The organism is Dactylosporangium sp. NPDC049140 (assembly GCF_040648435.1).
On the sequence record NZ_JBEZDS010000025.1, the window covers coordinates 35270 to 56895 of the forward strand.

Sequence of the window (21626 nt, forward strand, 5' to 3'; positions counted from 1 at the left end):
GTCATACCCCCTGGCTAGAGTTGTCGGCTGGCACCGGGACGGTGTTCCAACCGGACGAATACTGCCAAGGGGAAGCATGTCCGACCGCTTGATCATCCGTGGCGCACGGGAGCACAACCTCCGCGACGTCAGCCTCGACCTGCCGCGCGACGCGATGATCGTGTTCACCGGGCTCTCCGGCTCGGGCAAGTCGAGCCTGGCGTTCGACACGATCTTCGCCGAGGGGCAGCGGCGTTATGTCGAGTCGCTGTCGTCCTACGCTCGGCAGTTCCTCGGCCAGATGGACAAGCCCGACGTGGACTTCATCGAGGGCCTGTCCCCGGCGGTCTCCATCGACCAGAAGTCGACCTCGCGCAACCCGCGCTCGACGGTCGGCACCATCACCGAGGTGTACGACTACCTGCGCCTGCTCTATGCGCGCGTCGGCGAGCCGCACTGCCCGGTCTGCGGCGAGCTGATCACCAAGCAGACGCCGCAGCAGATCGTCGACCGCGTGCTGGCCATGGACGAGGGCACCCGGTTCCAGGTGCTCGCGCCGGTCGTGCGGGGGCGCAAGGGGGAGTACGTCGACCTGTTCGCCGAGCTGCAGTCCAAGGGCTACGCGCGGGCGCGCATCGACGGCGTGGTACACCCGCTGACCGAGCCGCCGAAGCTCAAGAAGCAGGAGAAGCACACCATCGAGGTGGTCGTCGACCGTCTCGCGGTCAAGAAGAGCGCCAAGCAGCGGCTCACCGACTCGGTGGAGACCGCGCTGAAGCTCGCGGCCGGCATCGTCATCCTCGAGTTCGTCGACCTGCCCGAGGGCGACGAGCACCGCGAGCGGCTGTTCTCCGAGCACCTCGCCTGCCCCAACGAGCACCCGCTGTCGGTCGAGGATCTCGAGCCCCGGTCGTTCTCGTTCAACGCGCCCTACGGGGCCTGCCCCGACTGCACCGGCATCGGCACCAAGAAAGAGGTCGACCCCGAGCTGATCATCCCGGACCCGGAGCGCACGCTGCGCGACGGCGCCGTCGCGCCCTGGGCCACCGGGCACACGCTGGACTACTTCCTGCGGCTGCTCGAGGCGCTCGGCGAGGAGGAGGGGTTCAACCTCGACACCCCGTGGCAGGGGCTGTCGTCGCGGGGCCAGAAGGCGATCCTGTACGGCTCCGACGACCAGGTGCACGTGCGGTACCGCAACAAGTACGGCCGCGAGCGCTCCTATTACACCGGCTTCGAGGGCGTGGTGCAGTGGATCGAGCGGCGCCACGCCGACACCGAGAGCGACTGGTCGCGGGACAAGTACGAGGGGTACATGCGCGACGTGCCCTGCGGCACCTGCGGCGGCACCCGGCTCAAGCCTGAGATCCTCGCCGTGACGATCGCCGGGCGCAGCATCGCCGACGTGTGCAACCTGTCCGTCGGCGACTGCGCCGAGCTGCTCGGCTCGATGGAGCTCACCGACCGGCAGAAGCTGATCGCCGAGCGGGTGCTCAAGGAGATCAACGCCCGCCTGCGCTTCCTGGTCGACGTCGGCCTGGACTACCTGTCGCTCGACCGGGCCTCCGGCACGCTGTCGGGCGGCGAGGCCCAGCGCATCCGGCTGGCCACGCAGATCGGCTCCGGCCTGGTCGGCGTGCTGTACGTGCTCGACGAGCCCAGCATCGGCCTGCACCAGCGGGACAACCACCGGCTCATCGAGACCCTCACGCGCCTGAAGAAGCTCGGCAACACGCTGATCGTGGTCGAGCACGACGAGGACACGATCCGCACCGCCGACTGGATCGTCGACATCGGGCCCGGCGCCGGCGAGCACGGCGGGAAGGTCGTGCACAGCGGGCCCTACGAGCAGCTGATCAAGACCGAGGAGTCGGTGACGGGGGCGTACCTCTCCGGCCGCCGCAGCATCCCGACGCCGGAGATCCGCCGGCCCCGCACGCCCGGGCGCGAGCTCGTCGTGGTCGGCGCGCGCGAGCACAACCTGCACAACCTGACGGTGTCGTTCCCGCTCGGGCAGCTCACCGCGGTCACCGGCGTCTCCGGCTCCGGCAAGTCCACGCTCGTCAACGACATCCTGCACGCGGTGCTGGCCAACACGGTCAACGGCGCGCGCATGGTGCCGGGGCGGCACACCCGCATCTCCGGGCTCGACCTCGTCGACAAGGTGGTCGGGGTCGACCAGTCGCCGATCGGGCGCACGCCGCGGTCCAACCCGGCGACGTACACCGGCGTCTTCGACAACATCCGCAAGCTCTTCGCCGAGACGACGGAGGCGAAGGTGCGCGGCTACGGCCCGGGCCGCTTCTCCTTCAACGTCAAGGGCGGCCGCTGCGAGGCGTGCGCGGGCGACGGCACGATCAAGATCGAGATGAACTTCCTCCCGGACGTGTACGTCCCCTGCGAGGTGTGCAAGGGCGCGCGGTACAACCGCGAGACCCTCGAGGTGCACTACAAGAGCCGGACCATCGCCGAGGTCCTCGACATGCCGATCGACGAGGCCGCGGGCTTCTTCGAGGCCATCCCGGCGATCCACCGCCACCTCAAGACCCTGGTCGACGTGGGCCTCGGCTACGTGCGCCTGGGCCAGCCGGCCCCGACCCTCTCCGGCGGCGAGGCCCAGCGCGTGAAGCTGGCCTCGGAGCTGCAGAAGCGCTCGACCGGGCGCACGGTGTACGTGCTCGACGAGCCGACCACCGGCCTGCACTTCGAGGACATCCGCAAGCTGCTGATCGTGCTCCAGGGCCTGGTCGACAAGGGCAACACGGTGATCGTCATCGAGCACAACCTCGACGTCATCAAGGCCGCCGACTGGCTCATCGACATGGGCCCCGAGGGCGGCCACAAGGGCGGCACGGTGGTCGCGGCGGGCACGCCGGAGGAGGTCGCCGAGCTGCCGGAGAGCTACACCGGCCAGTTCCTGCGCCACACCCTGGGCCTGTCGGGCGAGCCGACGGGCGACCCGGCGGCGCGGAACCGGGCGGCCCAGGCCAACGGCACGAAGCCGGCCCCGACGCCGCGCAAGACCGCCGCCGCGAAGGCCACGACCCCGGCGAAGACCACGGCGGCGAAGGCCGCGGCTCCGGCGAAGGCGGCAGCGCCGGCGAAGAAGGCGGCGGCGCCGCGCAAGACGGCCGCGAAGAAGGCGGCCGCGAAGCGCTGACGTGCGGTAGGCCCTGGGCGCGGTTGATCGCTCGGGGCCTTCGCGTTCGGGGTGCACGCCGGGGCTCTGTTCACGGTATGTCGGGCGCTCCGCGCCGCGACATACCGGATTTATACCCCGACAGGTCCTATGTCGTATTCAGGGGTTTCAAAAGCGGTCACGCGGCGCTGCTACGGTTGCCGCTGGCGAGGCTGACCTCAGGAGGAACCACGTGCCAGACGAGGACGTCTTCAACCTCTGCGCCGCGCGGCGCACGCTGCTGCTCGGTGCGGGCGCGATGGGCATCGCCGTGCTGGCCGGCTGCGGCGGGGACGATCCCGCGCCGAGTGCCGGCGGCAACCCGGGCGGCTCGAGCGCGCCCTCCGCACCGGCCACGACCGGCGGCAACCCGTTCGACGACAACGGCTCGGGCGGGGGCGGCGATCCCCAGGTACCGTCAAATGCGCTTGTCGCTGTCGGTGAGGTGCCCGTCGGCGGCGGCGTGATCGTCAAGGACACGGTGCTGGTGCTGCAGCCGGCGAAGGGGTCCTTCAAGGCGTACGACGCGGTCTGTCCCCATCAGGGCGCGATCGTCGACCCGCCGTTCGACGGCAACCCGATCATCATGTGCCCGCGCCACAACTCGAAGTTCAAGGTCGCCGACGGGTCCAAGGTCGAAGGGCCGGCGCCGGGCGGGCTCAAGACCATCAAGGTTGCTGTGAAGAGCGGGTACGTCGTTCGGAGCTGAAATCACGCTCCGTGGGTGCCTCGATTGCGGTTTGGGTGCCGAATTCACAGTTTTTGTTGAGCATTGAACCGTACCCTCCATGACCTGTGTATCTCTGGCCGCGGCCTGCGGGCCAACGACCATTGGAGGAGCTTGATGAGTGAGACGACCCGCCGTGCGGTGCTCGCCGGGGCGGTCGGCGTGACGGCCGTGTCCGTCCTCGCCGCCTGTGGAGACGACGACAAGGGTGGATCGGACAGCACCGCCGGCTCCGCCTCCACCCCCGGGGGGCCGATCGCGAAGAAGGCCGACATCCCGGTGGGTGGCGGCAAAATCACTTCGGACGACGGCGGTACGGTCATCACCCAGCCGGAGGCCGGGACGTACAAGGCCTTCACGGCGATCTGCACCCACCAGCAGTGCGTGGTGACTGACGTGGCGAACAACAACATCAACTGCAAATGCCATGGCAGTACCTTCTCGGCCGCCGACGGGAGCGTCACGAACCCGCCCGCGAACGCGCCGCTGAAGGAGAAGAAGCTGCGCGTCGACGGCGACGACATCTACCTGACGACGTGACCGGAGTCGGGGGCTGGTCACCGCGACCGGCCCCCGATTTTGTCGTACCCCCCGGATAGTCTCGAAGCGTGCCTGACCCGTCCACGTATAGACCAGCACCGGGGACCATTCCGGACACCCCGGGTGTCTACCGTTTCTACGACCCCTCCGGCCGGGTCATCTACGTGGGCAAGGCCAAGAGCCTCCGGCAACGGCTCAGCAGCTACTTCGCCGACCTCTGGACGCTGCACTCGCGCACCCAGCAGATGGTCACGACGGCGGCGCGGGTCGACTGGGTCACCGTCGGCACCGAGGTCGAGGCGCTCCAGCTGGAGTACAACTGGATCAAGGCCTACGACCCGCGGTTCAACGTCCGGTACCGCGACGACAAGAGCTACCCCTACCTCGCCGTCACGCTCGACGAGGGCTATCCCCGGCTGCAGGTCATGCGCGGCGCGAAGCGCAAGGGCGTGCGGTATTTCGGGCCGTATGCGCACGCGTGGGCCATCCGCGAGGTGCTCGACCTGCTGCTGCGCGTCTTCCCGGCCCGCACGTGCTCGTCCGGTGTCTTCAAGCGCGCGGGGCAGATCGGGCGGCCGTGCCTGCTGGGGTACATCGGGAAGTGCTCGGCACCGTGCGTCGACCGGGTCAGCGAGGACGAGCACCGCCAGATCGTCGAGGCCTTCTGCGACTTCATGGCCGGCAAGACCGACGTGATGGTCAAGCAGCTCGAGCGGGAGATGTACCAGGCCTCGGACGAGCTGGACTTCGAGCGCGCGGCGCGGCTGCGCGACGATCTCGGGGCGCTGCGGCGGGCCATGGAGAAGCAGGCGGTGGTGCTTGGCGACGGTACCGATGCCGATGTCGTCGCGTTCGCCGACGACCCGCTCGAGGCGGCAGTGCAGGTCTTCCATGTGCGCGGCGGGCGGGTGCGCGGCCAGCGCGGGTGGATCGTGGAGAAGACCGAGGACCTGACCCCGGGCGACCTGGTGCACCACTTCTGCACGCAGATCTACGGCAGCGAGGCCGGGGCCGAGGCCGCCGACCTGCCGCGCGAGCTGCTGGTGCCGGAGCTGCCGGCCGACGTCGACGCGCTCGCCGACTGGCTCACCCGGCTGCGCGGGAGCCGGGTGTCGATCCGGGTGCCGCAGCGCGGCGACAAGAAGGCGCTCGCCGAGACCGTCGCGCGCAACGCCGAGCAGGCGCTCATGCAGCACAAGCTGCGCCGCGCCGGCGACCTGAGCACGCGCAGCAAGGCGCTCGAGGAGATCGCCGAGGCGCTCACGATGGCCACCGCGCCGCTGCGCATCGAGTGCTACGACATCTCGCAGATCCAGGGCACCGACGTGGTCGCCAGCATGGTGGTCTTCGAGGACGGGTTGTCGCGCAAGAGCGAGTACCGGCGCTTCGCGATAAACGGCGCGACCGACGACGTGTCGGCGATCTCGGAGGTGCTGCGGCGGCGGTTCGCGCGCTACCTCGACGCCAAGATCGAGATCGACGAGGCCGCCGAGACCGACCCCTCCCGCCCCGGCATCGACCCGACGACCGGGCGCCCGCGCAAGTTCGCCTACCCGCCGCAGCTCGTGGTCGTCGACGGCGGCCAGCCGCAGGTCAACGCGGCCGCGCAGGTGCTGCTCGACCTGGGCATCGACGACATCACGATCTGCGGGCTCGCCAAGCGCCTCGAGGAGGTGTGGCTGCCGGACGACGAGTTCCCGGTGATCCTGCCGCGGGCTTCCGAGGGGTTGTACCTCCTGCAGCGCGTCCGCGACGAGGCGCACCGGTTCGCCATCACGTACCACCGGCAGAAACGCTCGAAGCGCATGACGGCCTCGGCGCTCGACTCGGTGCCCGGCCTCGGGGAGATCCGCCGCAAGGCGCTGCTGCGGCACTTCGGGTCGCTCAAACGGCTGAAGGCCGCGAGCCTGGAGGAGATCGCGGAGGTCCCGGGCATCGGCCGGCGTACGGCGGAGGCGATCCAGACGGCGCTGAACGGCGATCCGCTGGCGTCGGCGCGTCCGCCCGCGGATGCCGTGTTGTCGGCTCCGGATGCTTCGGAGGACCTGCAGGCTTCGGAGGATCTGCAGGCTTCGGAGGATCTGCAGGCTTCGGAGGATCTGGGGGCTTCGGAGGGGCCGGACGATCTGGATGCTTCGGACGGCCTGGCGACGTCGGGCGGCTCGGCGGATCCGGAGGTCTCGGGCGCCGATGGGCCGGACGGAGCGGCTCATTCGGCCGTTTCGGATGCCGAGGGGCGGCCTGGCGGGTCGGCGCATCCGGGCGTTTCGGACTCGGGCGGGCGGCTTGGCGGGTCGGCTCATTCGGACGGTTCGGAATCGAACGGGTCGGGTTATTCGGATGTTTCGGACTCGGGTGGGCCGGCGCATCCGGGTGCTTCGGGCTCCGGCGGACCCGAGCGGCCCCGTGTCGACGTCTCGCACGTGGGCGAGGACCTCGATGTGTCGGTCGAGGGCGCCGCGGTGGCCCCGACGGGCGTCCGGCCGACACGAACGGGGGACACGCCCGAGGTGGAGGAGGGGTCTGGCGACACGCCCGAACGCGGGTCAGGAACCGGGGCAAGCTGGGGCGGAGCGGAAATCGAGGTGCCGCTGAGAGATACCGCGAACTAGTGCAAACTGACCGACCGTCCGATGCGGCGCGCCGTACGACATAAACTCTTCGACGTGTCGAGACAAGGCGACGTGCCGAGAGACGCCACCGCGCCGGACAGTGGCGATGAACCGCCCGCCACCACCGCCGTCGACTTCGCGGAGGGTGTGTTCGCCGGTGCGGAGCGTGCTGTGGTGGAGGGCTTCGGCGTCGGGGAGGTGGACCCGGACGAGGGGGTCCTGCCCGGGCGCAACACGACCGACCTGGTGATCGTGACCGGGGTGTCCGGCGGCGGGCGCAGCACCGTGGCGCGGGCGCTGGAGAACGTCGGGTACTACGTCGTGGACAACCTGCCGCAGGCGCTGCTGCTCGACATGGCCGAGCTAGCGCACGCGGCACAGGGGGCGGTGCGGCGCACGGCGATGGTGCTGGACGTACGCAGTCACGCCTTCTCCACCGACCTGCCCGGGGCGATGAAGTCGCTGCGGGAGCGGGGCTTCAACCCGCGGATGGTGTTCGTCGACGCCGACGACGAGGTGCTGATCCGGCGCTTCGAGAGCGTGCGGCGCTCGCACCCGCTGCAGGGCGCCGGGCGGCTCTCCGACGGCATCGCGGCCGAGCGGAAGCTGCTGCAGGAGGCGCGCGAGCAGGCCGACGTCCTGATCGACACGAGCCACCTCAACGTGAATCAGCTGCGCGGGCGCGTGGAGGAGATGTTCGGCGAGGAGGACACGACCCAGATCCGGGTCACCGTGCTCTCCTTCGGCTTCAAGTACGGCCTGCCGCCCGACGCCGACTTCGTGCTCGACGCGCGGTTCCTGCCCAACCCGTACTGGGTCGCCGAGCTGCGCGAGCACACCGGGCGGGAGACGGAAGTCAGCCGGTACGTGCTGGGGCAGCGCGGGGCGATCACGTTCGTGGAGACGTACGCGCGCCTGATCAACGCGACCGCGCCGGGCTTCGAGCGCGAGGGCAAGCGGTACCTCACGATCGCCGTCGGCTGCACGGGCGGCAAGCACCGCAGCGTGGCGATCGCCGAGGAGCTCGCCCGGCGGCTGCGCGAGATGCGGCTCTCGGCCTCGCCGCAGCACCGCGACCTGGGACGCGAATGACGAGCCGACCCACGGACGAGCTCGGAGCCGCACGAACCCCGGCCGCGAGCAACCCCGCGCCCCCGGCCGACCCGACGCCCTCGAAGCGCAGCCCGTCCGCAGTTGACGCGGCCGGCGCGGCGCTGCCGAGTGCCAGTCCGTCGGCCGGCGCGGCCCTGCCGAGTGCCAGTCCGTCGGCCGGCGCGGCCCTGCCGAGTGCCAGTTCGTCGGCCGGCGCGGCGCCGTCGGACGGGCGCACACGGACCCGGGCCGTCGCGGCGAGCGACTTCGGCCGTGGCCGGGTGGAAGTGCGCGTGCCGGATGCCGTTGCCGCCGAGCCGGCCCCCGACACCGAGCGCGCGGGCGCGCCCGTTCGAGTCGTGGCGTTCGGCGGCGGCCACGGGCTGTCCGCGACCCTGCGGGCCCTGCGCGTGGTACAGCGCGGGCGTCCGCTCGAAATCACCGCCGTCGTGACCGTCGCCGACGACGGCGGGTCCAGCGGGCGGCTCCGGCAGACGCGGGACATCCTGCCGCCCGGGGACCTGCGCCAGGCGCTCGCGGCGCTCGCCGACGAGACGGCGACCGCGGACCTGTTCCAGCACCGGTTCACCGGCGACGACGACATCGCCGGGCACCCCGTCGGCAACCTGGTCCTGGTCGCGCTCATGGAGCAGGCCGGCGACCCGGTGGCCGCGCTCGACCGGGCGGCCGCGATGCTGCGCTGCCGCGGCCGGGTGCTGCCCATGTCGCGCGATCCGCTGCACATCGAGGCGGATCTTTCGGAGGGTGGCGAGGTCGTCACCGTACGCGGGCAGCACGAGGTCGCGGTCACCGCCAAGACCATCGACCGCGTGCGGCTGACGCCGGCGGCGCCCGAGGCATGTGCGGAGGCGGTACGGGCGGTACGCGAGGCCGACTGGCTGCTGTTCGGGCCCGGCTCGTGGTTCACCAGCGTGATTCCGCACCTGCTGGTGCCCGGGCTGGCCGACGCCATTCGCGAGAGCCCGGCCCGGCGGCTGGTCACGCTCAACCTGGCCGCCGACAGCGAGACCGCGGGGCTGACCCTGCCGGAACACCTGGCCGCCCTGCCTCGTTATCTACCTGGATTGCACGTCGATGTAGTTCTTGCCGACGGGAAAGCCGTAGGCGACCCCGAACCGGTCCATCGTGCGGCAGAATCGCTTGGTGCGCGGCTGGTGCTGGCCCCGGTCGCCGTCGTCGACGGCGCACCCCGGCACGACCCGCAGGCGCTGGCGGCGGCCCTTGAGCCATTGCTGCGCGTCGACCCCGCCACCGCGACAGGTGCGGGCCGACCGAGCGACGCGAGTCGTTCGACCAGGGCCGGAACGGGCAGGACCGAAGCGAGCGGTTCGAGCCGCGGCAGCGGTGCGAACAAAAACGACCGCGGCGACGGTACGAGCACGAGCGGCGCGGAGGCGCGCGCGAGCACGGGTGCGGGGGGTGCCGGTGCGCCGGGCGGTGTAAGCCGTTCGGGTGGCGGTACGAGGGGCGACAACGGCTCGCGGGCCCACGCCGGCAACGGTGGACGGGCGCGAGCCGGTACGGACGACGACATGACTGCGAACACGAAATCCGCGAGGTGACGACAGAATGGCGATGACCGCTGCGGTCAAGGACGAGCTCAGCCGGGTGGACGTGGCCAAGCCCTGCTGCCGGCGAGCCGAGATGGCCGCGCTGTTGCGCTTCGCGGGCGGGCTCCACATCGTCTCCGGCCGGGTGGTCGTCGAGGCCGAGCTCGACACCAACGCGGCCGCGCGCCGGCTGCGGCGCGAGGTGTCGGAGGTGTACGGGTACGGCAGCGAGATCCACGTCCTCGCGTCCGGCGGCCTGCGCAAGGCCAGCCACTTCATCGTGCGCGTGGTCAAGGACGGCGAGGCCCTCGCCCGGCAGACCGGGCTGCTCGACGTGCGGGGACGTCCCGTGCGCGGGCTCCCGCCGCACGTCGTGTCGGCGAACATGTGCTGCGCGGTCGCCGCGTGGCGGGGTGCGTTCCTCGCACACGGCTCGCTGACCGAGCCCGGGCGCAGCTGTGCGCTGGAGATCACGTGCCCGGGGCCCGAGGCGGCGCTCGCGCTCGTCGGGGCGGCCCGGCGGATCGGGATCACCGCCAAGGCGCGCGAGGTGCGCGGGGTCGACCGGGTCGTGGTCAAGGACGGCGACGCGATCGCCGCGCTGCTCACCCGCATCGGGGCGCACCAGAGCGTGCTGACCTGGGAGGAGCGCCGGGTGCGGCGCGAGGTCCGGGCCACCGCCAACCGGCTGGCCAACTTCGACGACGCCAACCTGCGCCGCTCGGCGCGGGCCGCGGTCGCCGCCGCGGCGCGGGTCGCCCGGGCGATGGAGATCCTCGCGGAGAACGCGCCGGAGCATCTTTTCAGCGCCGGTACCCTGCGGCTGGAGCACCGGCAGGCCTCGCTGGAGGAGCTCGGCGCCCTCGCCGATCCGCCGCTGACCAAGGACGCCATCGCCGGCCGCATAAGGCGCCTGCTGGCCCTGGCCGACAAGCGGGCCCGTGACCTGGGCATTCCCGACACCGAGTCCGCGGTGACCCCGGAGATGCTGGTCGGCTGACCGCGGAATCCGATATAGGCCCTGTCGGGGTATAAATCCGATAAGTCGCGGCGCGGAGCGCCCGACTTATCGGGCGTGAGTGGTGTGTGCGCACTCAAAGCCGCGCGGAGCGTGCCTGCGACGGACCGGTGCCCCGGTATCGTGCCGCCCCCGGCCGCGCCGCCGTACTCTCGAACGTGGGCTCCGACACCCCCGCGGGGTCGTGACCGGTTCGAGACGATAGGGTTTCCCGTGTTCGGCGATGAGGCCGACTCGGGTCGCTCCTCGCTGTTCGATCGCCGCCGCAGCACGCGGCCGGGCTACGCACCAACGGGTGGGTCCGGACCGGCGGGACCAGGGTGGGCGAGCCAATAACACTCATCTGGCGCACGGCATCGGCAATCCAACGCGGCCGGAGCGCGAAGAGACGAGGAGATGTGTCGAAGTGACCATCCGGGTTGGCATCAACGGCTTCGGCCGTATCGGCCGCAACTTCTTCCGTGCGGCCCTGGCGAAGGGCGCCGACATCGAGATTGTCGGTGTGAACGACCTGACCGACAACGCGACGCTGGCGCACCTGCTGAAGTACGACAGCATCCTCGGCCGGCTGGGCGAGGAGATCAAGGCGACCTCGGACGAGATCACCGTCGCGGGCAAGACCTTCAAGGCTCTCGCCGAGCGTGACCCGTCGAAGCTGCCCTGGGGCGACCTGGGCGCGGACGTCGTCATCGAGTCGACCGGCATCTTCACCGACGCGGAGAAGGCCAAGGTCCACGTCGCGGGCGGCGCCAAGAAGGTCATCATCTCGGCCCCGGCCAAGAACGAGGACCTGACGATCGTGTTCGGCGTCAACGAGAACCAGTACGACCCGGCGAAGCACACGATCATCTCCAACGCGTCGTGCACCACGAACTGCCTCGCGCCGATGGCGAAGGTCATCAACGACACGTTCGGCATCGAGCGTGGCCTCATGACCACGATCCACGCGTACACGCAGGACCAGAACCTGCAGGACGGCCCGCACAAGGACCTGCGTCGCGCCCGCGCCGCGGCCCTGAACATCGTGCCGACCTCGACCGGCGCCGCCAAGGCGATCAGCCTGGTCATCCCCGAGCTCAAGGGCAAGCTCGACGGGTACGCGCTGCGGGTGCCGATCCCGACCGGCTCGGCGACCGACCTCACGGTCACCGTCGGCCGCGACACCAGCGTCGAGGAGGTCAACGCCGCGCTGAAGGCCGCCTCCGAGGGCGCGCTGGCCGGCATCCTGACCTACACCGAGGACCCGATCGTCTCCAGCGACATCGTGACCGACCCGGCGTCGTGCATCTTCGACGCGGGCCTGACCAAGGTCATCGGCAACCAGGTCAAGGTCGTCGGCTGGTACGACAACGAGTGGGGCTACAGCAACCGCCTCGTCGACGCCGTCACCCTGGTCGGCACCGGCCTGTGAAGACGCTCGACGACCTCCTGAGCGAGGGCGTCGCCGGTCGGCGCGTGCTGGTGCGCGCCGACCTGAACGTCCCGCTGGACGGCGACCGGATCACCGACGACGGCCGCATCCGCGCCGTCCTGCCGACCCTCAACGCCCTGCGTGAGGCCGGCGCGGCGAAGGTCACCGTCATGTCGCACCTGGGCCGCCCGAAGGGTGCGCCCGACCCGAAGTACACCCTGGCGCCCGTCGCCGCCCGCCTGGGCGAGCTGCTGGGCGTCGAGGTTGCCTTCCAGACGGACGGCGACGTCGTACTGCTGGAGAACCTCCGCTTCAACCCGGGGGAGACCAGCAAGGACGAGTCCGAGCGCAAGGCGTTCGCGCAGGAGCTGGCCGCGCACGGCGACGTCTACGTCGACGACGCGTTCGGCGCCGTGCACCGCAAGCACGCCAGCGTGTACGACGTGCCCGCGCTGCTGCCGCACTACAGCGGGTACCTGGTCGCCAAGGAGCTCGAGGTCCTCTCGAAGCTGACCGGCGAGGCCGAGCGGCCGTACGTCGTCGTGCTCGGCGGCTCCAAGGTCTCGGACAAGCTCGCCGTCATCGAGGCGCTGCTGCCCAAGGTCGACAAGCTGCTCATCGGCGGCGGCATGTGCTTCACCTTCCTCAAGGCCCAGGGCCACGAGGTCGGCAAGAGCCTGCTGCAGGACGAGATGGTCGACACCTGCCGCGACCTGCTCGAGCGCGGCGGCGACAAGATCGTGCTGCCGTCCGACGTCGTGACCGCGGACAAGTTCGCGGCCGACGCGGCGACGCAGACCGTGGGCGCGGACGCGATCCCGGCCGAGGAGCTCGGCCTGGACATCGGCCCGGAGTCGGTGGCGGCCTTCGCGGCGGCCCTCGACGGTGCGAAGACGGTCTTCTGGAACGGCCCGATGGGCGTGTTCGAGCTGGCCCCCTTCGCCGCCGGTACCCGGGGCGTCGCCGAGGCGATCACCAAGGTCGACGGCTTCACCGTCGTCGGCGGCGGCGACTCGGCCGCGGCCGTGCGCGCGCTGGGCATCCCGGAGGACGGCTTCAGCCACATCTCCACCGGCGGCGGCGCCTCCCTCGAGTTCCTCGAGGGCAAGGCCCTGCCCGGCATCACGGCACTGGGGGCCTGAGTCATGGCTGAGGTCACCGGACGCCGCCCGCTCATGGCGGGCAACTGGAAGATGAACCTGAACCACCTCGAGGCCATCGCGCTGGTCCAGAAGCTGGCCTTCACGCTCAACGAGAAGCAGCTCAACGACGTCGAGGCGGTCGTCCTTCCGCCGTTCGTGGACATCCGCAGCGTCCAGACGCTGGTCGACGGCGACAAGCTGCAGATCGGCTACGGCGCGCAGGACATCTCCGCGCACACCTCGGGCGCCTACACGGGCGAGATCTCCGGGGCCATGCTGGCCAAGCTCGGCTGCCAGTACGTGGTCGTCGGGCACTCCGAGCGGCGGCAGTACCACCGCGAGGACGACGCCCTGGTCAACGCCAAGGTGAAGGCGGCGCTGGCCAACGGCATCGCGCCGATCCTGTGCGTGGGCGAGGGCCTGGAGATCCGCGAGTCGGGCGAGCACGTGGGGTACACCCTCGCGCAGCTCGACGCCGGCCTCGAGAAGATCAAGACCGACGAGGTCGAGAAGATCGTCGTCGCGTACGAGCCGGTCTGGGCGATCGGCACCGGCAAGGTGGCGACGCCGCAGGACGCGCAGGAGGTCATCGGGGCGATCCGCACCCGCCTGGCCGAGAAGTACACGGGCGGCACGGCCGACCGGGTGCGCATCCTCTACGGCGGCTCGGTCAAGCACGACAACATCGCGGCGATCATCGAGCAGCCCGACATCGACGGCGCTCTCGTCGGCGGCGCGAGCATCGACGCCGAGGGTTTTGCGAGGATTGTCCGCCTCGGAAAGTAACAAAAACAGCACCCAGCGTCGCGCGGTCCACCAGGGCCGCGCGACGTTTTGCTGCCGGCTCAATGACGCCTAAAGTGGCTCCGTCCACCACCCCTTGACCTGGCGTCAAGCCACCGGGCCAGGGCGCATCCCGCCACGAACGGGTGAGCCCGGATCCGCGCGGCGCGCCGCGAAGGACCAGCATGCGCCGTCGTCGTACCACCATTGCGACAATCGCCGGATTAGCGCTGCTGGCTACCGCCGGGTGCAGCGACGCCGACGCCAAGAACGGGCCCAAGCCGCCGCGGACCGGCGGCACCGTGCACGTGGTGGTGAGCGCCAAGCCGGCCCACCTCGACCCGCAGCGGGTCGCCACGGCCACCGAGGCCAACGTCAGCCGCCTGATCACCCGGACGCTCACGACCTTCCGGTCGGAGCCGGGCGCGGCCTCCAGCGAGATCGTGGGCGACCTCGCCACCGACGCCGGCCGCCCGAGCGAGGGCAACCGGGTCTGGGACTTCCAGCTCAAGGAGGACGTCCGCTGGGAGGACGGCACCCCGATCACCTGCCCCGACGTCAAGTACGGCGTCGAGCGCAGCTTCTCCGGGCTGTTCTCCGTCGCCCAGCCGTACGCCAAGACCTACCTCGCCGACGCGGACGACTACGCGGGCCCGTTCGTCGGCGGCAACAACGGCGGCAAGGGCCTCACGTCCGTGCAGTGCGTCGACAACCGCAACATCCGCTTCACGCTCAACCAGCCGATCGGCGACTTCGGGTACACCGTCGCCATGTCGGTCTTCGCCCCGGTCCCGGCCAAGCAGGACACCAAGGCCGACTACGACAAGCACCCGGTCTCCTCCGGGCCGTACAAGCTGCAGGAGGTCACCGACCAGCAGCTCGTCTACGTGCGCAACCCGTACTGGGACCGCAAGACCGACGGCGTGCGCAAGGCCTACCCGGACAAGATCGTCGTCGCGGCCAACGGCGACCTGCCGACGGTCACCTCGAACCTGATCACCAGCGACGGCGACAACGCCGACACCATCGACCTGGACAAGAACGTCGCGCCGAACTTCGTGCAGCAGGTCATCAACGACCCCGACCTGTCGGCGCGGGCGGTCCAGGGCAGCTACGGCGGGATCCGGTACCTCGCGATCAACAGCCGCCGCATCCCGAGCCTCGCCTGCCGTCAGGCGCTGGTGTACGCGTTCGACAAGCGCAAGTTCCGCGCCGCGGCCGGCGGATCGGTCTACGGCGACTACGCGACGACGATGATCGCGCCGCAGCTGAAGGCCCACAAGGACTTCGACGTGTACGACAGCGCCAACAACGTCGAGGGCAAGCCGGACGTGGCCCTGAAGCTGATCGAGCAGCAGCAGAAGAGCGGCAAGCCGTGCGCGAACACGCTGACGCTGTCCATCCCCGACCAGAAGGACATAAGGCGGCTGGCGACGACGGTCGTGGAGACGTACCAGCAGATCGGCATCCAGATCAAGATCAACGGGATCGACCCCGAGACGTACTTCGACGTCATCGGCAACCCCGCGAACACCAACGACCTGCTGTGGGCCGGCTGGATCCCGGACTGGGCGAACGGCTCGGCGGTCATCCCGCCGCTCTTCGACGGCCGGTTGATCCCGACCAAGGCCAACGCCACCAACAACCAGAACTACGGCCTGCTCAACGATGCCGGCGTCAACGACCAGATCTCCGCGGCGCTCGCCGAGTCGGTACCCGACCGGCAGTACAAACTCTGGGGTGAACTGGACCAGAAGATCGCCGAGCAGGCGGTGACGATCCCGATCGTCTACATGAAGGCGCTGCGCATGGCGGGCACCAACATCCGCGGCGGCTTCATCCATCCGCAGTTCGGCCAGCCCGACCTGTGCGCGATCGGACTCGCCTAGTAAGCTGACACCCGCTCTGCCCGGACCGTGCCCTGACCGCCCTGTTGAGAGGACGACCGCGCCATGACGGCGTTCGCCTACACCCTGATCGTGCTGCTGGTCATCACCAGCGTGCTGCTGACCATGCTCGTGCTGCTGCACCGCGGCAAGGGCGGCGGCATGTCCAGCATGTTCGGCGGCGGCGTGTCCTCCAGCCTGGCCGGCTCCTCGGTCGCCGAGAAGAACCTGGACCGGTACACCCTGCTGGTCGGCATCATCTGGTTCGCCTGCATCGTGGGCCTCGGCCTGTGGCTGAAAATCGTGCAGAACGGCGGTGCCTGAGCCCTCGGCCGGCAGGCGTTAGACTCAGCGCGCGGTCCCGTCCAACTTGCGGGCCGCGCGCAGGTGTTTACGCCCACACTCCTGCACTCCGTAAGACGTCGTACCCTCCCGACGAACAGGAGCAAGCAGCCGTGGCAACTGGCAATGCCATCCGCGGAACACGAGTCGGCTCCGGCCCGGTGCGCTGGGCCGAGCGCGGTGAACAGGCCGCCCGGCGCAGTGTCGCCTACTGGTGCTCCAACGGGCACCTGACCGAGCCGGCGTTCGCCGCCGAGATCGAGCCCCCGGACACCTGGGACTGCCCCCGATGCGGCCTCCCGGCCGGCCAGAACGAGCAGGCACCCCCGGAGCGTCCGCGGCCCGAGCCGTACAAGACCCACCTGGCCTACGTGAAGGAGCGGCGCAGCGACGCCGACGGCGAGGCCATTCTCCAGGAGGCGCTGGCCCGCCTCCGCCAACGCACAGGTCGATGATGAGCGAAGGGCGCCGGTGAAAACCGGCGCCCTCGCTTTCACACCAGACTGCGGAACTTCGGTGGCAGTTCATGGGCCGCGGCCGAGTCGAGCAGCCACAGGGTGAGCTCCCGCCCGTGTACCCCGGCCGCCGGAATCTGGCGCGGCCCGGCGTCCGCGAGGGCCAGGCCCACCGCCTTCGCCTTGCCATCGCCCGCGGCGATCAGCCACACCTCGTCGGCCGTGTTGATCGCCGGCAGGGTCAGCGTGGTGCGCACCGGCGGCGGCTTCGGGCTGCCCCGCACCGCCGAGACCGGCCGCGACTCCAGCGTCACCGGGTGCTCCGGGAACACCGAGGCGACGTGGCCGTCCTCGCCGACGCCGAGCAGCACCACGTCGAAGTGCGGCAGCTCGGCGTGGCCGGGGCGGGCCGCCTGGACCAGCTCGTCGGCGTAGCGGGCGGCGGCCGCCTCGGCGTCGTCGCCGTCCGGGCCGTCGGAGGCCGGCATCGGGTGCACCCGGGCCGGGTCGACCTTCAGCGTGTCGAGCAGGGCCGCGCGGGCCTGGGTCTCGTTGCGCTCCGGGTCGCCGGCCGGCAGGAACCGCTCGTCGCCCCACCACAGGTTGACCCGCGCCCAGTCGACCGCGTCGCGGGCCGGGCTGTCGCGGATCGCCTGGTAGATCTGCGCGGCGATCCGCCCGCCGGTCAGCGCGACCGTGGCCTCGCCCCGCGCCGCCTGGGCGTCGGTGAGCCGGACGATGAGCCGGGCCGCGGCCGCCTCGGCCAGCAGCCGGGGCTCGGTGTGGACGACAACCTTGCTCTGGGTCATGAAGGCACGGCCTCCTGCAGCGGTGCCGTGGCGGCCGCCTCCGGCTTCTCGGCCAGGGCCGGGTCCTTCCAGATGTGCACGCGGGGCGCGCCGCGCTCGTCGAGGCGGCGCTTGCCCGTGCCGGCGGCCAGCGCGGCCGCGTAGGGCTGGTCGGGGTCGAGCCGGCGCAGCTCCTCGGCGAGCTCGTCGCCGAGCGGGCGGCGGCTCAGCGGGAGGATGCGGTCCGGCTGGCCGGTGCGCTCCAGCGTGGCGACGCCCGCGTTGAGGTCGCGGATCAGGTTCATGGAGTCGCCGTTCTCGAGCTCCATGTTGACCGCCTCCATGATCTTGCCGGAGCCGGTGCGGCGGGTCGGGTGCACGCCGAGGCGGGCCTCCAGCCAGCCGCCGAGCAGCAGCGCGGTCGGGTCGTGCTCGGGCCCCACGATCTCGGCCGAGCGCACGCCTATGCGGCTGGCGTCGAACGCCCCGGCCAGCAGGGTGCGCCACGGGGTGATCCGCGACCAGGCCAGGTCGGTGTCGCCGGGCACGTAGTCGTCGGAGCGCACCCGCAGCGCGGCGACCGGGTCGTCGGCCTGGGCGCTGTCGGTGATGCGGCGGTCGGCGACCACGCCCAGCGGGTCGTACGCGATCCGCTCCGGCGGCGAGCACTGCCACCACGTCACCACCGGCACGTCCGGGGCGAGCAGCGGCATGACGACCGACTCGGCGTGCAGCGCCAGCCGGCCCTGCATGCGCATCACGACCGCCTCGCACGGGCCGAGCCGCCCGCCGACGACGATCTCGGCGTCGAGCCGTGACCGCTGCTGGGTGACGTCCGCGCGCACGATGATGAGCAGGCGGCACGGGTGCGCGGAGGCGGCGATGGTGGCCGCCGCCTCGGCCTCGCGGACCTGCCGCTCGTCGACCACGGCGATCAGGGTCAGCGCCAGGCCGCTGGTCAGCCCGCCGGCGCTGCGCCGCTCGTTGGCCAGGGCCTTGACCACCTCGATGCCGGTGGTGTCCCACAAACCGATCATGTCCATGTCTCCCTTTCGGCCCCGGTCAGGCCCGGCGCCAGGCGCGGCCCTCGCGGGCCAGCATCTCGTCGGCGGCCCGGGGTCCCCACTCGCCCGCGCGGTACGGCTCGGGCGTGGAACCCGCCCAGGCCGCCTCGAGCGGGTCGATCACGTTCCAGCTCGCCTCGACCTCGGCCGAGTCGGGGAACAGCGTCTTGTCGCCGATGAGCACGTCGAGGATGAGCCGCTCGTAGGCCTCGGGGCTCGCGTCGGTGAACGCCTCGCCGTACTGGAAGTCCATCGCGATGTCGCGGACCTCCATGGTCGTGCCGGGCACCTTCGAGCCGAACTTCAGCATCACGCCCTCGTCCGGCTGGACCCGGATGACGAGCTGGTTGTGGCCGAGCATCTCCACGTCCGCGTCGGCGAACGGCAGGTGCGGGGCCTTCTTGAACAGCACGGCCAGCTCGGTGACCCGCCGCGGGAGGCGCTTGCCGGCCCGGATGTAGAACGGCACCCCGGCCCACCGGCGGTTCTGGATGCCCAGCCGGGTGGCCACGTAGGTCTCCGTCTTGGAGTCCGATGGCACGTCCTTCTCCTCGAGGTACCCCGGGACGCGCTCCCCGGCGACCCAGCCGGTCAGGTACTGCCCCCGGACCGTGTTCGTGAACACGTCGGTCGGCACCTTGATGGCGTTGAGCACCTTGAGCTTCTCGGTGCGGATGGCGTCGGCGTCGAACGCGGTCGGCTCCTCCATCGCCATCAGCGCCAGCAGCTGCAGCAGGTGGTTCTGCAGCACGTCGCGGGCGGTGCCGACCTTGTCGTAGAAGCCGGCCCGGGTGCCGATGCCGACGTCCTCGGCCATGGTGATCTGCACCGAGTCGACGTAGTTGGAGTTCCACACCGGCTCGAAGAGGTTGTTGGCGAACCGCAGCGCCATGATGTTCTGGACGGTCTCCTTGCCCAGGTAGTGGTCGATGCGGAACACGTCCTGGGCGGTGAAGGCGTCGTCGACGAGGTCGTTGAGCTGCTTGGCCGAGACGAGGTCGTAGCCGAACGGCTTCTCCACCACGACCCGGCGCCAGCCGCCGGACTTCGCGTTGTCCGACATGCCGGTGCGCTCGAGCTGCTTGAGCACGACCGGGAAGGCCGAGGGCGGGATCGACAGGTAGAACGCCGCGTTGCCGGGGATGCCGGACTCGTCGTGCAGGTCGTTCAGCGTCTGCGCCAGGTGGTCGAAGGCCTGGTCGTCCTCGAACGAGCCGGGCACGAACTTGATGTTGCCGGCCAGCCGGGACCACACCTCCTCCCGCCAGGTGGTGCGGGCGCCGTTCTGGGCCGCCTTGCGGGCGAGGTCCTCGAAGTCGCCGTCGCCCCAGTCGCGCCGGGCGAAGCCCAGCACCGCGAAGCTGGGCGGCAGCAGACCCCGGTTGGCCAGGTCGTAGACGGCCGGGATGAGCTTCTTGCGGGCCAGGTCACCGGTGACGCCGAAGATGACCAGCGCACACGGCTCGGGAATCCGAGGCAGTCGCCGGTCCTGCGGGTCCCGCAGCGGATTGGTCATCAGTTCTCACCCTCCGAGGGCGGCCAACAGTTGTCCTACACCGGTTGCCCGGTCGGTCAGATGCAAACGCAGCCACGGCCCGGCAGCCGGGGCGGCGGCGGACGCGGCCTGGAGCTCGCCGAACGTGTACGGCCGGCCGGGCACCCGCACGTCGTGGTCCACCGCGCCGGTGATGAGCAGCGTGGCACCGGCGCCGGGGGCGGCGCGCGGTCCCCAGCCGAAGGTCACCGCCCGGGCCACCCGGCCGCCGAGGGCGTCGCGCACTCCGGCCGCCGCGGCGTCGCCGTCGGGGTCGAGGTGCGCCTCGATCGCCACCCGGCCGCCGGGCGCGACGGCCCGGGCAAGCTCGTCGATCGCCGCGATGAGCGTGGGGGCCGATGTCCGGCCGTACACCTCGATCGCCCCCTCGACGAGGGCGGGCGTCTCGGCGGGGACGCCGCTGTCGAGCCGGTGCAGCAGCGCGTCGTCGCCGGGAGCGGGGCTCGGCGCGGCCCCGGCCACGAGCGCGGCCTGCTCCCAGGCGAGCAGCTGCGCGCCGAGCGGGCCGTTGACGGACAGGTCGGGGGTGATGCCGCCGCCGGGCATGATCGCGCGGCCCAGGGCGCCGCCGACGGTCACGCCGAGGACGTCGGGGCCCTCGTGCCCCCAGGACGACGGGTTCTCCAGGGCGACGGTGACCAGGGCGGCGCCGAAGAGGCGCTCGATCCACGGGCCGAGGCCGTCGATGCCGGTGCCGTCGGGGGCGACGGCGAGCTTGTCCCGCCCCGCGCGCACGGCCGCGGCGATGGTCTCTCCGAGGGCGACGCCGGGGAGCACCGGCACCGCCGGCGGCTCGGCGGGGGCGCGCGGCACGGGGGCGGCGAACCCGGCGGGGGCCCGCGGCGGCGGAGGGGTCTGGAACGCGGCGGCCTCGGCGAGCAGCGCCGCGGTGTCCGCCCCGGCCAGGCCGGCGGGGACGAGGGTGTAGGCGCTCAGCGCGGAGGTGGTCGGCGCGGCGAGGAAGAGCGGCGCCCCCATCTCGCGCGCCACGGTCTGCAGACCGGAGCCGGGCGCGGTCACGACGACGAAACGCCGGCCCACATCGTGCAGGCCGGCGTCCTCGAACGCTTGCAGGAACGCCCGCCGATGGGCGTCGGTGACGACGGTCGGCGCCGGCACCGCCAGCACGACCACCGTCCGCTCCAGCCGGTCGGCCAGGGCCGCGTGCACCCGGTGCGGATCGGCGGTGTCGAGCACGGTCAGGTCGAGGCCGAGGGTGGCGGCGATCGCCTCGGCCCCGGCGCCGGGCCCGCAGAGCACGACCCGATCCAGCCCCCGCGCGCGGACCGCGGCGATCTGGCCGGTCAGCTCGGGGCCGGGAAGTAAGGGAAAGGGGGCGGGTGCGCCGGCCGGACGCGCAGTCGCGGCAGCGCCGAAGACCGTTAGTCCGGCCGCCGCCACGACGTCGTCGAGCAGATCAGACACCCGCCACCCCTTTGCATGCCCTCATCTTGGCGCCCGCGGATGGCGGGCGCGGCAAGAA

Annotated in this window: 15 protein-coding genes and 2 pseudogenes; 13 read left to right on the plus strand and 4 right to left on the minus strand. The window is 71.3% G+C overall.

The window, feature by feature from the left end; genetic code table 11:
- Positions 1-76: 76 nt before the first annotated feature.
- The 13 genes and pseudogenes from uvrA (at position 77) to AB0B76_RS33050 (ending at position 16736) form a co-directional block, all read left to right on the plus strand.
- On the plus strand, positions 77-3139 hold the full coding sequence (gene uvrA / locus AB0B76_RS32990; protein ID WP_360382738.1) for an excinuclease ABC subunit UvrA: 3063 nt from the start codon (positions 77-79) through the stop codon (positions 3137-3139).
- A 211-nt stretch (positions 3140-3350) separates the two neighbouring features.
- A complete protein-coding gene (locus AB0B76_RS32995; RefSeq protein ID WP_360382740.1) occupies positions 3351-3866 on the plus strand; it encodes a Rieske (2Fe-2S) protein in 516 nt (171 codons plus the stop codon).
- A 135-nt stretch (positions 3867-4001) separates the two neighbouring features.
- Positions 4002-4424 (plus strand): Rieske (2Fe-2S) protein, encoded by a 423-nt coding sequence (locus tag AB0B76_RS33000; protein ID WP_360382741.1) that lies wholly within the window; start codon positions 4002-4004, stop codon positions 4422-4424.
- Between the two features lie 68 nt (positions 4425-4492).
- Positions 4493-6400 (plus strand): annotated as a pseudogene (gene uvrC / locus AB0B76_RS33005) (excinuclease ABC subunit UvrC); the annotation flags it as partial.
- An 834-nt stretch (positions 6401-7234) separates the two neighbouring features.
- A complete protein-coding gene (gene rapZ, locus AB0B76_RS33010) occupies positions 7235-8128 on the plus strand; it encodes an RNase adapter RapZ (protein WP_360382904.1) in 894 nt (297 codons plus the stop codon).
- Between the two features lie 359 nt (positions 8129-8487).
- Positions 8488-9384 (plus strand): annotated as a pseudogene (gene yvcK / locus AB0B76_RS33015) (uridine diphosphate-N-acetylglucosamine-binding protein YvcK); the annotation flags it as partial.
- A gap of 334 nt (positions 9385-9718) precedes the next feature.
- Entirely contained in the window at positions 9719-10699 is a 981-nt protein-coding gene (gene whiA / locus AB0B76_RS33020; RefSeq protein WP_360382743.1) for a DNA-binding protein WhiA, read from the plus strand.
- Positions 10700-11123: 424 nt separating this feature from the next.
- Positions 11124-12128: a type I glyceraldehyde-3-phosphate dehydrogenase gene (gap, locus tag AB0B76_RS33025; protein WP_360382744.1), complete on the plus strand. Its 1005-nt coding sequence runs from the start codon at positions 11124-11126 to the stop codon at positions 12126-12128.
- A complete protein-coding gene (locus AB0B76_RS33030; RefSeq protein ID WP_360382745.1) occupies positions 12125-13270 on the plus strand; it encodes a phosphoglycerate kinase in 1146 nt (381 codons plus the stop codon). The genes gap and AB0B76_RS33030 overlap by 4 nt, the downstream gene beginning before the upstream one ends.
- Positions 13271-13273: 3 nt before the next feature.
- Positions 13274-14056 (plus strand): triose-phosphate isomerase, encoded by a 783-nt coding sequence (gene tpiA / locus AB0B76_RS33035; protein WP_360382747.1) that lies wholly within the window; start codon positions 13274-13276, stop codon positions 14054-14056.
- A 182-nt stretch (positions 14057-14238) separates the two neighbouring features.
- A complete protein-coding gene (locus tag AB0B76_RS33040) occupies positions 14239-15942 on the plus strand; it encodes an ABC transporter substrate-binding protein (RefSeq protein WP_360382749.1) in 1704 nt (567 codons plus the stop codon).
- Positions 15943-16005: 63 nt separating this feature from the next.
- Entirely contained in the window at positions 16006-16263 is a 258-nt protein-coding gene (secG, locus tag AB0B76_RS33045) for a preprotein translocase subunit SecG (RefSeq protein WP_345122998.1), read from the plus strand.
- Positions 16264-16394: 131 nt separating this feature from the next.
- Entirely contained in the window at positions 16395-16736 is a 342-nt protein-coding gene (locus AB0B76_RS33050) for an RNA polymerase-binding protein RbpA (protein ID WP_360382751.1), read from the plus strand.
- A 38-nt stretch (positions 16737-16774) separates the two neighbouring features.
- On the opposite strand, the gene pgl is transcribed toward AB0B76_RS33050, so the two are convergent.
- Genes pgl through AB0B76_RS33070 form a run of 4 tightly spaced genes read right to left on the minus strand, consistent with a single transcriptional unit; the run spans position 16775 to position 21568 of the window.
- A complete protein-coding gene (pgl, locus tag AB0B76_RS33055) occupies positions 16775-17545 on the minus strand; it encodes a 6-phosphogluconolactonase (RefSeq protein WP_360382753.1) in 771 nt (256 codons plus the stop codon).
- Positions 17542-18561: a glucose-6-phosphate dehydrogenase assembly protein OpcA gene (locus tag AB0B76_RS33060; RefSeq protein WP_360382754.1), complete on the minus strand. Its 1020-nt coding sequence runs from the start codon at positions 18559-18561 to the stop codon at positions 17542-17544. Before AB0B76_RS33060 ends, pgl begins: the two co-directional genes overlap by 4 nt.
- 25 nt (positions 18562-18586) lie before the next feature.
- Positions 18587-20104 (minus strand): glucose-6-phosphate dehydrogenase, encoded by a 1518-nt coding sequence (gene zwf / locus AB0B76_RS33065; protein ID WP_360382756.1) that lies wholly within the window; start codon positions 20102-20104, stop codon positions 18587-18589.
- Positions 20105-20110: 6 nt separating this feature from the next.
- Positions 20111-21568 carry a glucose-6-phosphate isomerase gene (locus AB0B76_RS33070; protein WP_360382757.1) on the minus strand — a complete coding sequence of 486 codons (1458 nt, stop codon included), beginning with the start codon at positions 21566-21568 and terminating at the stop codon, positions 20111-20113.
- Positions 21569-21626 lie beyond the last annotated feature (58 nt).